The following is a 14,649-nucleotide window of genomic DNA, read 5'->3' as shown; positions in this document are numbered from 1 at the left end:
GGGCAGAGCAACGCGCCGGGACGGCAACCCTGGACAGGCCGTCCCGGCGCGCTGCGGTCATCCCTCCAGCAGGCGCTCCCCGACGTACTCGCCCTTGGCGGGGCCGCCCGGGACGGCGAACAGTCCGCTGGCCTCGTGCCGGATGAACCGCGACAGCGCGTCACCGCGGTCGAGTTTCCGCTGCACGGGCACGAAGCCCAGCTGCGGGTCCGCCTGCCAGGCGATGAAGAGCAGACCGGCGTCCGGCGCGCCGTCGTCGCGGAAGCCGTCGTGGTACGAGAAGGGGCGCCGCAGCATGGCCGCTCCCCCGTTCGTCTCGGGCGCGGCGACGCGCGCGTGGGCGTCGGCGGCGATGACGGGGCTGCCGTCGGCGCCCCGCGCCTCGAGATCGGGATCGGTGTCCTCGGTGCCGCCGCTGAGCGGGGAACCGTCGGACTTGCGACGGCCGATGACCTTCTCCTGCTCCTTGCGCGACTTCTTGTCCCAGTCGTCGAGCAGCATCCGGATGCGGCGCACGACGGCGTACGAGCCGTTCGCCATCCACGCCGGGGACCCCGAGGACGGTACGAAGATGCGCCTGTCGAAGTCCGGTTCGGAGCGCTTGGGGTTGTTGGTGCCGTCGACCTGACCCATCAGGTTGCGCATGGTCATCGGACGGCGGGTGGCTCCGGGAGTGCGGGTGAAGCCGTTCATCTGCCAGCGCACCCGTGCCGTTCCCTCGGCCTGACGCTGGATCTCCCGCAGCGCGTCGAAGGCGACCAGCGGGTCGTTGCTGCCGATCTGCACCCACAGGTCGCCGTCGGAGCGGGTCTTGTCGAGGGCGTCGCCGGAGAAGTCGGGAAGCGGCGCCAGCTCGCGGGGCCGCTGCTTCTCCAGACCGGTGCGGGAGAAGAAGGAGCGGCCGAAGCCGAACGTGATGGTGAGCGAGGAGGGCCCGGCGTCGTAGGAGATGCCCGTCGGGTTCGCGGTCGCCTCGTCCGCCATGAGTTCGCGTGCTGTCCTCGACCAGCGCTTCAGCAGCGCGGCGGCCTGCTTGCGCCCGGCGCCGGCGACGAGGTCGAAGGCGAGCAGATGGCCGATGGACTGCAGCGGCGTGAGGATGCCGGCCTGGTGCTTTCCGTGGAAGGCCACGCGCGTCGAGCCGACGGACGTGAGCGGTGTCGGGGCCGCGCGGGCGTCCCGGGCCACGGCCTGTGCGACCGCGCCGCCTGTCGCGCCGACGGCCAGGCCGGTGGCGCCCGCGGCTCCGACCGTGCTGACGAGCCGGCGGCGCGAGACGCCCTGAGGTTCGTGGTCGTGTTGTGTCATGACTGCTTCCTGGCGTCGTCGTCCGGCGTGTGTGCGGGGGAGGTGTGTACGGGTGGGGGGCGTGGACCGCGCTTGTTCATGTGTGCACCTGCTTCTCTCCTCGTGCTGGGCCGGCGCCTGAACATCGCGCACTTCGGATATCGCGCACCTTGAACATCGCGCTCGTGATGTTCAGCTATATCTCGGAACCAGCCGGAGTTCACATGGTTCGTCCGTGTGTGTCGGGGTGGCGGCGTCCGGTGCCGCCTCAGTCGAGCTGCACGGTCTTGCTCTCGGTGACCTGGTCGATGTCCGAGGTGCGGATGGTGACGGAGGCCTTCCACCGTCCCGCCACCGGCAGCTGGACGATCTCCGAACGCCAGCGGCCCTTCGCGTCGTTGATCCGCTCGAACTCGACCTTGAACGGGCCGAGGTTCTGCTCGGGGAGGGTGAGCGAGGCCTTCACCTCTTCGGTGCGCAGCTGCTTCCCGTCCGGGTCGTCCGTCATGATCCGCAGGGAGTTGCCCCCCGCCTGGCCGGGCGTGATCCACAGCAGAGCCGTGCCCTTGCCGTTCGGGCCGCCGGTGTCGAAGGGGATCTTCTGCTTGAGGGTGAGGCCTTCCCTCACCTGCCCGGTGCCGGCACCCGGGGCGCCCCCGGCCTTCGTGAGTTCTTCCGTGCGGCCGGGCTCGGTGACGGTCAGGGCCGTCGTCACGACGAGCAGCACGACCGCAACGGCTGCCTCGGCGAGTACGGAGCGGCGCAGACCGGCACGTTCGGGGTCCGCCTCGCGCTCCTTCCTGCGGCGCTCGCGGGCCACGGCTGCGCGCTGGCGGGCGAGTTGGGCGGCACGATCGGTGGACGCCGTGGTTGCGGCGGTTCCGGCGGTTCCGGCCGTCTCTTCGGCCGCGTCGCCGGGGCCGGCGTCCGCCGCGGCACCGGCGGAACCCGTTCCGGAACCGTGCTCGTCACCGGCTGCGTCCGCCTCTTCGCGGGCGCCGGTCCTGGGGGGCGTGCCGGAGGTGGTGCTGTGCGCCGCCGCGCCGACGGTCGCCCGTACCTCCTCCCGTACGGCGGTGTCCCCGCCGGCTTCGGCCCCGACGCCGCCGGCCGCGGCGTCCGTGCCCGTCTCGCCGCGCACCTCGCCCAGCCGAGACGTCCACTGCCGTGACACGTACGCGAGGCCGACGAGGACCACGACGAGGCCCACCTTCGCCAGCAGGAGCCGCCCGTACGACGTACCGGTGAGCGCGGTGAAGGTGCCCAGCTGCCGCCAGGACTGGTACAGCCCCGTCACCGCCAGCACCACCACGCTGCCGAACGCGACCTGCGAGAAGCGCCGCACGACGGTGCGCTCGGGGGACGGCCCCCGGTGGAGCACCGTCAGCAGGGAGGCCAGCCCGCCCAGCCACGTGGCGACCGCCAGCAGATGGACGACGTCCACGGGCATCGCGACCTGAGGCTGGAGACCCGTGGAGGCGTGCTCGGCGACGGCCCATGTCGTCGCGAGCCCGACGGCGACGACGCCGCCGCCGAGGGTGAGTCCCAGCGTGACGTCCCGTCCGCGGTCCTGCTCCTCCCGCGCCCCGCGCTGCTCTTCGTGCTGCTCTTCACGCCGCTTCTCGGAGCGTGCCTCGCGCTCGCCCCCGGGCTGTCCCTCGCGCTGCTCCTCGGGGCGTCCTCCGGACGTCCGCTCCTCACTGCCGGACCCGTACGAGCCGAAGAGCACCGAGATGATCACTGCCGCCGTCCCCAGCAGCAGCAGCCTGGCGGCGAGAGAGGCTCCGGGCTTCGAACCGAGCGCGTCCTTCAGCCCGCCCAGATCGAAGACCTCGCTCAACTGGCCTGTGCCCGTATAGGCGTTGCGCAGCAGGAGCATCAGCAGGGTGGCGCCGGTGAGCGTCAGCCACCCCGTCACGACGAGCCGTTGCAGCCGCCGCACCGCGGTCTTCCCGGGCCTGCACACCAGGACGAAGGCGGCCCCGCCGACGAGCAGGATGAAGCCCGCGTACGCGGCGTAGCGGCCCACCTGGTAGAGCGCACCGGCCGGGCCGCCGCCCGTCCCCTGACTCTCGTCCGCGACGTTCGCCGACGTCTGCGACGGGTGTCCGACGGAGAATGTGAACGCTCCGGCGACGGGGTGGCTGTCGTCCGAGACGGCCTTCCACGCGACGGTGTAGGTGCCCTTCGGCCCGTCGGGCTTCAGATTGACGGCGCGTGTGTTCGCCTTGCCGGGCACCTCGCGGACCTTGTTGGTGTCGAGGCGCTTGCCGTCCGGTCCCAGCACGCGTATCGAACCGTCCGACATCGAGATGCCCTCGGAGAAGGTCACGGTGACCTGCTCGGGGGCGCTGCTCACCACCCGGCCCTCCGCCGGCGTGCTGCCGGTCTGCACGGCGTGGGCCGCTGCCGGACCGGCGGTGACGACCACGGTGAGCAGCGCGCACAGCGCCGTGCCCAGCAGCGCGAGGAACAGCGCGGCGGGTGTGGCGCGGCGCGCGGCCGCGTGCTGACGCGGGCGGGGACGCCTGGTGGTGAGCGGCACGGGTCAGTCCCTCATTTCTTCGGTACGAAGTTCGTCGCCTCGACCGGCATCGAGACGTCGATGTCGCCGGACTTGCTGAAGTGGAGCGTCACCCGCACCTTCTCGCCCTCCACCGGTTTCCGCTCCGGATTGAGGAACATGATGTGGTTTCCGCCCCGGCTCAGCCGCAGCGTTCCGTCCGCGGGCACCTTCAGCGACTTCACGCGCTGCATCTGCTGACCGGAGGTCTCGTGCAACTGCGCCTCGCCGAAGGCGCCGCTCTTCACGGAGGTCAGCCTGTCGGCGGTGCCGCCGGTGTTCTTCACCGTGAGGAAGCCGCCCGCCATGTCCTTCGTTACCGGCTCCGGCATGTAGGCGCCGCTCACGGACAACTTCGGCCCGGAGTCTCCGGAACCGGAACCGGAAGCCGGGTCCTGGCCTGAGCCGCAGGCGCTGAGCGCGAGCAGTCCCGCCGCTACGGGCAGCACGGCGGCGAGGCGGCAGCGGGAGCTGTGCGTCACGGGTTCTCCCCCTTGATGATCGCGGGGAGTTCCTTCTCCAGGATCTGCGGCGTGGTGTTGCCCTCGGTGTAGAGGACGTGCGCCTTGTCGTCCTTCGGCGAGAAGGCGAGAAGCTGCGCGCCGTGGGTGGAGACCACATCGCCGTTCTTCTTCTTGTAGGAAGGCTCAATGCTGACGCCCACCGTGCGCGCCCCTGCCTGGATGGTGTCGAAGTCGCCCGTCAGACCCGTGAAGGAGGGGTCCTGGCCGCGCAGCCAGCTGCCCAGCTCCTTCGGGGTGTCCCGCTTGGGATCGGAGGTGACGAAGACGACCCGCAGCTTCTTCTTCTGCTCCGCGGTCAGCTTGGACTTGGCCACGGCGATGTTGCTCATCGTCAGCGGGCAGATGTCCGGGCAGTGGGTGTAGCCGAAGTACAGCAGCACCGGCCTGCCCTTGGTCTCCTCGACCAGGTCGTACTTCTCTCCCTTGGTGTCGGTGAGGGTGAGGTCAGGCTTCTCGAAGGGCTTGTCGAGCACGACTCCGCCCTTCTTCTGCGGTGCGCCGGAGGCGACGGCCTTGTCGTTGCCGCCTTCCTCGGCGCTGCCGCCGCATCCCGCCAGGGCGAGGACGCCGGCCGCGGCGAGAGCCACGGCACCGATGGTTGTGGTGTTACGCATAGAGCACTGGCTTTCTGACTTGTCGCTGCTTGGCAGCACTGACGCCGCACGGCCGCGGCCCCTGGGAGCTCGCCGTACGGACCGGTCGACCGGTGAGGCGGGTGCCCGTACCGCGTGGGCACGGGCACCCGCACCGGCCCGGTTGGGCCCGCTCTGGCCGGTCCCCCAGCCCGCGACGCCGCGGGCCGGTTGTCGAAGACCGGCCGGAGAAGCCCTATGAGCTGCGGCGCCGTCCGGCGAGCACGCCGAAGGCGACGCCGGCGACCCCGGCGACGATGCCGACGACGCCGAGCACGCGGGCGGTGGTGTCCGTCCCGCCGCCGGCCGCCGCTTCGTCGTCCGAACCGCTCTGCGCCGAGGCCTTCTCCGAGCTTCCGCCGTCGCCGCCCTTGGCGTCGCCGGCCGCCGCGGACGTCAGCTTCAGCACCGGAGCCGGGCTCTCCGGTTCGGGTGCGCCTTCCTTGGGCTCCTCGATCCAGCGCACGACCTCGTCGTTGTCGTAGGTCTGGAGGGTCTTGAAGACGAGCTGGTCGGCGTCCTCGGGCAGTTCGCCCATGGAGACGGGGAACTGCTGGAACTCGCCCGGCTTCACCTCCCCCCCGGTCCAAGTGATCTTGGTGACGGCCTCCTCGATCTTCTCGCCGTGCACCTCGATCGGCTTGTCCAGCTTGGACTTGGTGACCTTGGCGTCCCAGCCGGGCACCGGCTGCGGCATCGCGGACGCGAGCGGGTGGTCGGTGGGGAGGCTGACTTCGAGCTTCGTCGTCGAGGCGTCGTCGCGCTCGTTGGGGACCTTGAAGTTCACGACGCTGTAGCCGCCCGGCGCGGCGGTCTCCGGGTCGACCGACACGTGCGCGAAGGCGGGCCCCGCGCACAGCAGAACGGTTGTGGCTGCGAGGGTGCCTGCCGCGGTCAGGCGGCGGCGCGTACTGGTCTGCATGGTGGGTGCTCCTGAATGACAGGACGGAACGCGTGACGGACGTATCCGGGCGCACGAGTGGGTGCGCGGCAGGGCCGCACGCCGTCGTTCCGTCCTTGGGCGCCGTGCGTCAGGCCGCGAGTGCGAGGTTCTCCTGCTGCGGACTGCGCGGCGGACCTCGCCTGTTGACCGAGTGCTGAAGCAGAACGGAACAAGCCGTTCCGTGTCGGTGCGCGTCCAGGAGGCCGGTCCCGGCCGGCATCTCCGGGACCGGTCCGCCACGCAGGGCCCGCACGTGCGCGAGCGCGGCACCGAGCGACGCCCGCACGTGGCGGACGGCCGTGCGGTACGTCCGGGCCGAGAGCCGCACGAGTTGCCACAGCGCCGCCTCACCGCGGTGCAGGAACCAGCCGAGTGCGAGGGCGGCGAGGACGTGGCCCAGGAGCATCGGGCCGTCCATCAGACTCATGGCGGCGTGCGCGGCGGTGCGCAGGCACTCCAGAGGGCTGTCGGCCGAGGCGGCGCCGCCGGCCGCCTCGTGCCCGGCGCTGCCTGCGTGCCCCGCCTGCGCCGCGTGACTCCCGAACCGGCCGGAGTCGAGCCCGGCCTCGGAGACGATCTGCCGCGCCCGCGAGACGCTCAAGCGCCCCGCGGACTGCTCGTCGCACAGCAGCCGCGCCGCGAGGCTGCGCAACTCGGCTCCCCGACCGCCCGCGTGAGCCCCGTGCGCCGGCGGCGTCGCGGCGGCAGCAGCCCGGACGGTCCCGGCGACCGGGCGTTCACAGGCGAACAGGGTGTGCAGGGCGACCTGGCCCGCCGCGAGCAGCGCGGCTATCCCCGGAAGGGAGCGCTCCCTCCCCGCCAGCGGCGCCGCGACCGCGAAGACGACGGCGAAGCCGAGGCCCAGGGACCACAGCGGCATGCTGTGCCCGCCCGTCAGCGAGTGACCGGCCGCGGACAACGCCACGCAGACCGCGGTGAAGACCGCGGCCCGCAGGAGTCTGAGATCCGCCCCGGCAGTCATGGCGGCGTCATCATCTCACCGTGCCCGCGCCCCCATCCGCCAGGGGTCGAAACGCCCGGAATCGTGCGCCTTCCGCCCGCGCGCGGGAGCGCGGCGGCTCAGCCGGAGGGCTTCGCGTCCTCCGAACGAACGGCATGCGCAGACACGGGTGCGTACTGCCCGCACAACCGGCAATACGTATGCGCATGGCCGGGGTGGTCTCTTCGGGGGCCGAACCGTCGAGCCTCGGCCTGTGGAGGGTTGAGCATGAGCATGTGGTGGTGTCTCCGATTGAGGCGCGAAGCTGCCAGCGTGCCGCTCGCCCGGCGGCTGCTTCTGGATTCCATGGACAGCGCCGGCGTGGACAGCGAGGTTTCGTTCGAGTTGTCGATCGCGCTCTCCGAGGCGTGTGCCAACGCCGTCGAGCACGGCCGGGGCGAACACTCGGACGCCTACTGCGTGACCGCTTACCTCGACGGCGACCGGTGCCGCATCGAGGTCGCCGACTCCGGCCCCGGTTTCCGTACTTCCGCCCCGTCGCCCAGCGTGCCCCTGGACGCCGAGAACGGCCGCGGGCTGTTTCTGATCGCGTCCCTCGCCGACCACGTACGCGTACGGAACCGCCCCGGCCGCGGGGGAGCCGTCGTCACGTTCGACAAGACCCTCAAGTGGCAGCACGCTGACGGAGGTCCGGGCAGCGGGGCCCGCGCGGCCGGGAGCGGAGGAAGCCCGCTGCTCGCGGCGGGGTGAGACCGACGGCCGGGGGCGGACCGGCGCGCGCGTAGGTCCTGTCGCTTGGATCTTCGTGGATCGGCCCACGGCGTCAGATGCGGTGCATCGCAAGGCGGAGGACCGTCCTCGTACTGGGCGTACTCGGGCGATCCCGACAACGCAGCGAGGTGCCGTAGCTGTCGTCGCGGGCCCGCGGAGATCCAAACGACAGGGCCTCGGGCACGCCCGGGACCGCGACCGTGCCCGGGCGACGTCACCGGCCCCGGTAGCGCAGCAGCAGCATCGCGGCGTCGTCGTGCGGCGGGCCGCCGATGTGATCCGCGAGGTCCAGTCGCACGGCCGTCAACGCCGCGTCCGGATCGGGGTCCTTGAGCAGGTCGCCGCGCTCCTCGAGCGGGTAGAAGCGGTTGGCGCGGTCGCGGCCCTCGCTCACTCCGTCCGTGTAGAAGAGCAACTGGTCGCCGGGGACGAACGGCACGTCGTGGGGTACCGGCGCCGGGCCGTCCTCGAGGTCCAGACCGAGCGGCAGGGCACGTTCCGGAGGGTCGGCGTAGTCCACGGAGCCGTCGGCCCGGATGATCAACGGCGCGGGGTGGCCGAAGTTGAGGAGGGTGGCACCGTCCCTCTCCCGCACCTCGGCCAGCACCGCCGTCACGAACTTCTCGCCGAGCAGGTGCCTGGCGAGCGCCCGCTCCAGGCGCTTGCCGACCGCCATCAGATCCGGTTCGTCGAACGCGGCCTCGCGGAAGGCGCCCACCACGACCGCCGCGGTCTCCACGGCCTCCAGGCCCTTGCCCTGTACGTCGCCCACGATGATCCGCACGCCCGTCGGCGACGTCACCATCTCGTACAGGTCACCGCCGATACGGGCGTCGGCCATCGCCGATGTGTAGGAGACGGCGGCGCGCAGCTGACCGGCGTTGCGCGGCACGGGGCGCAGCAGTACGCGCTGCGCGGCCTCCGCGATGGAGCGCACGCTGGCCAGTTCGGCCTCGCGCCGCTTGCGCATCGACGTCGCGGCGACACCGGCGACGGCGACCCCCGTGACGGCGATGAGGGTCGTGTAGCCGCGACGGTTGTCCACCTGGGAGTTGTAGATGCTCAGCATCAGCGTCAGGGCCAGCGCGACCGCGCCGATCACCACACTGCGGCGCACGTTCCCGATGAGCCCCGCGAACGCCGGCCCCAGCGCCATCATCGGCAGGAAGCCGACCGCGGGGCCGGAGGTGAAGTCGATGACGGCGACGATCCCCATGGCGACGTAGGGGAGCGCAGCCAGCAGCCGGGGCCGGAACTGAAGCGTGACCACCGTGAGCTCTCCTCCCCCGTCGAGACGGATGCCCGACACGTGCAACATTAGGCATCTGACCCCGATTCCGGACCTCTATGTGACGAACCGGGTACGGAAACGGTTGTGCCGGCCGCCCGCCGGGCCTCCGGCGCCGCTGCGCGGCGGTCGGCGGCCCCGGCCCGGCGAGGGTCAGCTCTTGAGGCGCGACATCCAGGACTCCACGTCCGAGCTGCTGCGCGGCAGTCCGTCCGAGAGGTTCCGGCTGCCGTCCGCGGTGACGAGGATGTCGTCCTCGATGCGTACACCGATTCCGCGGTATTCCTCCGGAACTGTCAAGTCATCTGGCTGGAAGTACAGGCCGGGCTCCACAGTCAGGCACATGCCCGGCTCCAGCGTGCCCTCGGCGTAGCTCTCGCGGCGGGCGGTGGCGCAGTCGTGCACGTCCATGCCGAGCATGTGACCGGTGCCGTGCAGCGTCCAGCGGCGCTGGAGCCCCAGCTCCAGAACGCGCTCCACGGGACCCTCGAGCAGGCCCCATTCCACGAGCTTCGTGGCGAGGACGCGCTGCGCGGCCAGGTGGAAGTCGAGGTACTTCGCGCCGGGCTTGACGGCCGCGATGCCCGCTTCCTGGGCCTCGTGGACCGCGTCGTAGATCTTCCGCTGGAGCGGAGTGAAGCTCCCGCCGATCGGCAGGGTCCGTGTGACGTCGGCGGTGTAGAGGGTGTCCGTCTCGACCCCCGCGTCCAGCAGCAGCAGTTCGCCGGAGCGGACGGAGCCGTCGTTGCGCACCCAGTGCAGCGTGGTGGCGTGCGGGCCGGCGGCGCAGATCGAGCCGTAGCCGACGTCGTTGCCCTCGACGCGGGCGCGGAGGAAGAACGTGCCCTCGATGTAGCGCTCGGACGTCGCCTCCGCCTTGTCCAGCGCCTTCACGACGTCCTCGAAGCCGCGCACGGTCGACGCGCAGGCCTTCTCCATCTCCCCGATCTCGAACTCGTCCTTCACCAGGCGCATTTCGGAGAGGAAGATCTGGAGCTCGTTGTCGCGCTCGGCGGTGACCTTGTCGGTGAGCGCCTGCTCCACCGCCGCGTCGTAGCTGCGCACCACCCGCACGGGGCCCGTGGCCGTGCGCAGCTCGGCCGTCAGTTCGCGCACGTCCGCGCACTGGATCCCGTACAACTGCTGGGCCTCGCTGAGGCTGTGCCGCCGGCCCACCCACAGCTCGCCCTGGCCGTCGAGCCAGAACTCGCCGTTCTCGCGGTCCGAACGTGGAAGCAGGTAGAGCGTCGACTGGTGTCCGCTCCCCGCGGGGTCGGGCTCCATGACGAGTACGCCGTCCTCCGTCTGGTCCCCGGTGAGGTATGCGTACTCGACGGACGCACGGAAGCGGTACTCGGTGTCGTTGGAGCGGGTCTTGAGGTTGCCCGCGGGGATCACCAGTCGTTCACCGGGGAAGCGGGCGGAGAGGCGGGCACGCCGGTCCGCCGTGTGCCCGGCCTGCGGGACGGGTTCGAGCCCGCGCAGCTCGGTGTCGGCCCAGCCGCTCTTCATGTTCTCGGCGAGCTCGTCGGATACGGCCGGGTAGAGGCCGTTCTTCCGCTGCTTGATCGGCTGCTCGTCGGCGGATTCCGCCACGTCTGCCTCCTGATTCCGGTGTTTCGACCGCTTTCCATCGTATGGGGGCCCGGGGGTGCGCGGAAGCTGGTCAGGGGGGCCCGAGGGCGTGGCCGGGGGAGGCGCCCGGCGCCCTGTGCGGGCCGGTTGTGGGTCCGCGTGGGCGTTGTCTCAGAAGCGTGCGGCGAGCAGGACGACGTCCTCGGCCCCGCCGCCGGGCCCGCCCGGCTGTGCGGTGCCGCCGGAGTCCGGTGTCCCGCCGGCCGGCAGGGCCGTGCGCAGGACGTGGTCGACGAGTGCCTCGGGGTCGGAGCGTGCGGCGGGAGGCGCGCACGCTGCGGCGGAGTGCAGCCGCGCGAACGCCCGGTCCATCTCCTCGCCGGTGCGGTGCAGCAGCCCGTCGCTGTACAGCAGCAGCGTTTCTCCTTCGTACAGCGACAGCTCGACGCTCGGTGCCTCCCAGCAGGCCAGCATGCCCAGCGGCGCGGAGAGCGTCGTCTCGACGTATTCGGTGCGGTGCTGCCCGACGATCAGCGGCGGGCAGTGGCCGGCGCCGGCGAGCAGGATCCGGCGCACCGACGGTTCGGCGTAGGCGAAGAGCGCCGTGGCGGACCGGGCGGGTTCCGTCAGGCGCAGGAGCAGCTCCAGGTCGGAGAGGACGGCGACCGGGTCCTCTCCCTCCATCACCGCGTACGCACGGAGCGAGGCGCGCAGCCGCCCCATCGCCGCGACCGTGCCGGGGCCGCTGCCCGTGACGCCGCCGACCGAGAGCCCGAGGGCCCCTTCGGGAAGCGGCAGCGCGTCGTACCAGTCGCCTCCGCCGCCCGGCCCGGTCAAGTGCCGGACGGCCATCGCGACGCCGGGAACCCGCGGGAGCCTGCTGGGCAGCAGCCCTTCCCGCAGGGCGGTCAGTTCCGCGCGCGTACGGGCGAGTTCGAGGTGCCGGGCGATCTGCTCGCTGGCGCAGCGGAGGTAGAGGCCGAGCAGATGGCGCTGGCGCGCGGTCGGTTCGGCGGGCTCGTCGTACAGCCAGACGGCGGCGCCGATGCGCGGGGCGTCGGAGGTGGCGATGCGGGTCGCGTAGCTGGCGGCGTAGCCGAGGCGGGCGGCGACCTCGCGGTGACGGGGGTCGAGGGTGTCGTCGGTGGCGATGTCGGGGTGGGTGATCTCGGGGTAGCCCCTGTTCCCCTCGCGGTCGGGGACGGGGTCGCCGTCGTCGTCGGTGGGGGCGCCCGCGTCGCGTGCGCGGATGCCGTCGGCCGGTTCCGGGAGGGACGGGAGGCCGTCGAGGATCCGCGCGTAGGAGGACGAGCTGCGCGGCACGGTCTCCAGCTCTCCGATGTCGGCGCGGCCGAGCCCGAGGCCGATGGTGCGTTCGGGGCTTTCGCTGTCGACGGAATCGAGTGCGACGAGCCCTCGCTGGGCCCCGACGAGGGTTGCTCCGGCGCGGAGAGTCTCGCGCAGTGCGTCGTCGAGTGTGGGGGTGCCGGAGAGCCGTTCCGCGAGTTCCTGAAGAGTCGTCAGATCAGTGACCCAGCTGGCCAAGCGGTCGTGGACGGCGGCGAGCTGCTCCGACGACGCGTCCGATGCGGGGGGCGCAGTTTGCTGTGGCGGGGAGATCACGGGTTTGAATCCGGCCACTTTCGACCGCTGCGGGGCGCTCATGGGTGCGTTCTCCCGCAGTGGTTCCTCTCTCTGCTTTGCATCGCAAACCCCCATGTCACGCTGCTCCGCTGGCAATGCACAAGATGTACACGTAGCGATAACAGGATGTCCAGCATCGTCCTTGCACTACGAATGGTGTCCGCTTGCCGTTGTTGACTTAAGGGGGGCGGGCCGCGGTTGCACGAGGTTGGCGTAAAATCGCCTGTGAGAGACGGCATTTGCTGTCGACTGGAGCAGCCCCGCACATCTGCTCGCTTCCACGACCCCGAGGAAGCGCAGGCCGGAGCATCGGCACAGCTGTCGCGGGTACGGAACCCGGTGAGGGAGCAGCACGTCTTACGAGGCAGTTGGCCTCCCCCTTTCCGGTCGGCGACACGCACAGCCAGCACGGCCAGCACAGGCGCAATACCAAGCGTTATCCAGGGCACCAGCACAGGTGGCGGCAGGGCGCGCGAGCTCGGACGTCGCATCGCCCACCGCCGTGTTTCACGCTCGGACTACGGCATGACCGCGGTTTTCCTACGCGCAGTGAGTAGTGAGTGACGTGTTGTGATGGGCTGAACGATCTCTGTCGGGACGATCTGTTGGCGTTCACGGAAAGGAACGAGCGCATATGCGCGAGATCCTCGGAAGGCGACGCATGAACCGGTCTTCGCTGCGCAATGCGGCGCTGCACTGTGCCACTCACTGGCAGTGGCCCGTACTGCCCGGAGCGACCCTTACCCCTCCCTCCTCCGCTTCGTCCTCCTCGTCCGGCAGTGCGCACCACTCCAAACGTCCGCTCACCACGGTCTGCTCGTGCCCCGACGCCGACTGTGTCGTACCCGGTGCGCACCCCTTCGACCCCGTGCTCCTCGCCGCGACCACGGACCCGCGGATGATCCACTGGTGGTGGACCAACAGGCCCGCGGCACCGCTGATTCTGGCCACCGGCGGCCGCGCGCCCTCCGCGCTGAGCCTGCCGGCGATCGCGGGCGCCCGCGCGCTCGCCGAGCTCGACCGGCGCGGGCAGCGGCTCGGACCGGTCGTGGCGACGCCCACGCGCTTCACGCTTCTCGTCGCGCCGTACGGCCTGGAGGAACTGGGCGAGCGGCTCTACGCCCATGACTGGGTGCCGAGTTCGCTCCGGTTCCACGGCGAGGGCGGCTACATCGCGCTGCCGCCGTCCCACACGGGCGCGGGCCGGGTGCGGTGGGAGCGGGAGCCCGTGGCGGCGGAGGGCAAGGACGGCCGGGACGGCGCAGTCCGCAAGGCGGCCCGGCGGGGCACCTTCCGCGGCTCGCGGGCCGCGCGGCGCGGCGGCCTCACGACCGCCGTTCCGTTTCTGCCCCGCATGGAGGGCGTGCTCGACGTCCTCGTCGAGGCGAGCGCCACGGCACCCGATTCCGGGACGAGCCTTACGTATTGAGGCCGGCGCCGGCCGCCCCGCTCCCCGGAGCGCGGTGCGGCCGGCCGGTCCGCTTCACTCGTACGGGTACGAACTGGCAGACGCCGTACGGGGAATGGACGGTCACGCGGGGGAGCGGGTCGCTTCCGCCCGATATGTTCGCCTCACCGTCTCCGGTGCTCCCTGCCCACTCCGGCCGGCACCGGTCCCTCCTCTCCCGCCAGTGAGCCTTCCCCCATGCTTCAGCAGCAGCTGCGGTGCCGTACGCCTGCGTCGCACCTCTCCCTGATCGCACTCGCCTGCGCGGTCGTGCTCGCCGGCGTACTGCCCGTCGCGGTGGCCACCGCCGGGCCCGCCGTCGGCCCGGACGAGGCGGGCCCGGCGGCAGCAGAGCACACCCAGGCGGCGTCCCCGCCGCGCGGGCCCCTGCTGGGGGGCCGTAGGGGGCACCACGTCCGTGCTGTCGGACCAGGTCGGGTTGAGGCCGCTTCCGGGGAGTCCACGAGCCGGGCGTCCGCGTCGTGCGGTCCCGAACTCAGCACTCCGGAAAGGCTGTCGGCGCAGACCTGCGTCCTGTCGGAGGGCGGCCGTACGTGGGCGCGGACGTACTACCGCAACTCCACCGGCTCGCCGCTGAGTGCCGCTCTCACGCTCACGCGCCCCGACGGGAGCGCACTGAGTGCCCGCTGTGCCATGCCGGCCGGAGGGAGGCCCGGAGTGTGCGAGACGCCTCGGGAACGGAGCCGCGCGGGCGGCCGTCCGTACGCCGCGACCGGCGAGGCGGGCTCCGCCGACGGGGACCGGCTGCTGCTGCGTTCGGCGAGCAACCCCGTTGCAGGCTGAGCGAGTTGGGGAGGCGGGAGCACCGGCGCCGGAAGCGCACATGCAAGAACCCGGTCGCTGGCGACGGGGGATGCACCAGCGACCGGGCTCCTAGAAAGGTAACAAGAGATCCGGCGTTAGCAAATTCGATCGCGCAGATCCGGACGTCGATTTACCTGCCGGTATGCGCATTCATAAGTCAGTTGTGACGCGTGTCACGTCACACTTTCT

12 protein-coding genes are annotated in these 14,649 nt (G+C 71.6%); 3 read left to right on the top strand and 9 right to left on the bottom strand.

Going from position 1 to position 14,649, the window contains the following annotated elements:
• Window positions 1–57 precede the first annotated feature (57 nt).
• The 6 genes from efeB to EV375_RS18115 all read right to left on the bottom strand — a co-directional run bounded on the left by efeB (window position 58) and on the right by EV375_RS18115 (window position 6,931).
• A complete protein-coding gene (gene efeB / locus EV375_RS18140) occupies window positions 58–1,308 on the bottom strand; it encodes an iron uptake transporter deferrochelatase/peroxidase subunit (protein ID WP_130300356.1) in 1,251 nt (416 codons plus the stop codon).
• Between the two features lie 247 nt (window positions 1,309–1,555).
• The gene (locus tag EV375_RS18135; RefSeq protein WP_130300355.1) at window positions 1,556–3,832 is read right to left on the bottom strand and encodes a copper resistance protein CopC; all 2,277 of its coding nucleotides are present in this window, start codon (window positions 3,830–3,832) and stop codon (window positions 1,556–1,558) included.
• A gap of 11 nt (window positions 3,833–3,843) precedes the next feature.
• A complete protein-coding gene (locus EV375_RS18130; protein WP_486588560.1) occupies window positions 3,844–4,332 on the bottom strand; it encodes a copper chaperone PCu(A)C in 489 nt (162 codons plus the stop codon).
• Window positions 4,329–4,988 carry an SCO family protein gene (locus EV375_RS18125; protein WP_130300354.1) on the bottom strand — a complete coding sequence of 220 codons (660 nt, stop codon included), beginning with the start codon at window positions 4,986–4,988 and terminating at the stop codon, window positions 4,329–4,331. Before EV375_RS18125 ends, EV375_RS18130 begins: the two co-directional genes overlap by 4 nt.
• A gap of 214 nt (window positions 4,989–5,202) precedes the next feature.
• Window positions 5,203–5,928 (bottom strand): YcnI family protein, encoded by a 726-nt coding sequence (locus EV375_RS18120; protein WP_130300353.1) that lies wholly within the window; start codon window positions 5,926–5,928, stop codon window positions 5,203–5,205.
• A gap of 109 nt (window positions 5,929–6,037) precedes the next feature.
• The gene (locus EV375_RS18115) at window positions 6,038–6,931 is read right to left on the bottom strand and encodes a hypothetical protein (RefSeq protein WP_130300352.1); all 894 of its coding nucleotides are present in this window, start codon (window positions 6,929–6,931) and stop codon (window positions 6,038–6,040) included.
• Window positions 6,932–7,177: 246 nt separating this feature from the next.
• Between EV375_RS18115 and EV375_RS18110 the strand changes: the two genes are divergently transcribed.
• A complete protein-coding gene (locus EV375_RS18110) occupies window positions 7,178–7,660 on the top strand; it encodes an ATP-binding protein (RefSeq protein ID WP_130300351.1) in 483 nt (160 codons plus the stop codon).
• A 235-nt stretch (window positions 7,661–7,895) separates the two neighbouring features.
• Here the strand turns inward: EV375_RS18110 and EV375_RS18105 are convergent, their stop codons facing one another.
• From EV375_RS18105 to EV375_RS18095, 3 genes are all read right to left on the bottom strand, one after another.
• Entirely contained in the window at window positions 7,896–8,897 is a 1,002-nt protein-coding gene (locus tag EV375_RS18105; protein WP_486588750.1) for a PP2C family protein-serine/threonine phosphatase, read from the bottom strand.
• A gap of 225 nt (window positions 8,898–9,122) precedes the next feature.
• The gene (locus EV375_RS18100; protein ID WP_130300349.1) at window positions 9,123–10,565 is read right to left on the bottom strand and encodes an aminopeptidase P family protein; all 1,443 of its coding nucleotides are present in this window, start codon (window positions 10,563–10,565) and stop codon (window positions 9,123–9,125) included.
• Between the two features lie 150 nt (window positions 10,566–10,715).
• Window positions 10,716–12,209, bottom strand: coding sequence for a PP2C family protein-serine/threonine phosphatase (locus tag EV375_RS18095; RefSeq protein ID WP_486588559.1), 1,494 nt, complete (start codon window positions 12,207–12,209; stop codon window positions 10,716–10,718).
• A gap of 613 nt (window positions 12,210–12,822) precedes the next feature.
• On the opposite strand from EV375_RS18095, the gene EV375_RS18090 reads away from it, so the two are divergent.
• Together EV375_RS18090 and EV375_RS18085 are read left to right on the top strand one after the other, a co-directional pair.
• On the top strand, window positions 12,823–13,617 hold the full coding sequence (locus tag EV375_RS18090; protein WP_130300347.1) for a bifunctional DNA primase/polymerase: 795 nt from the start codon (window positions 12,823–12,825) through the stop codon (window positions 13,615–13,617).
• A 216-nt stretch (window positions 13,618–13,833) separates the two neighbouring features.
• Window positions 13,834–14,439, top strand: coding sequence for a hypothetical protein (locus tag EV375_RS18085; protein ID WP_486588558.1), 606 nt, complete (start codon window positions 13,834–13,836; stop codon window positions 14,437–14,439).
• Window positions 14,440–14,649: the final 210 nt, after the last annotated feature.

The organism is Streptomyces sp. CNZ301 (assembly GCF_004217425.1).
This window is presented reverse-complemented; position numbering and strand designations above follow the sequence as displayed.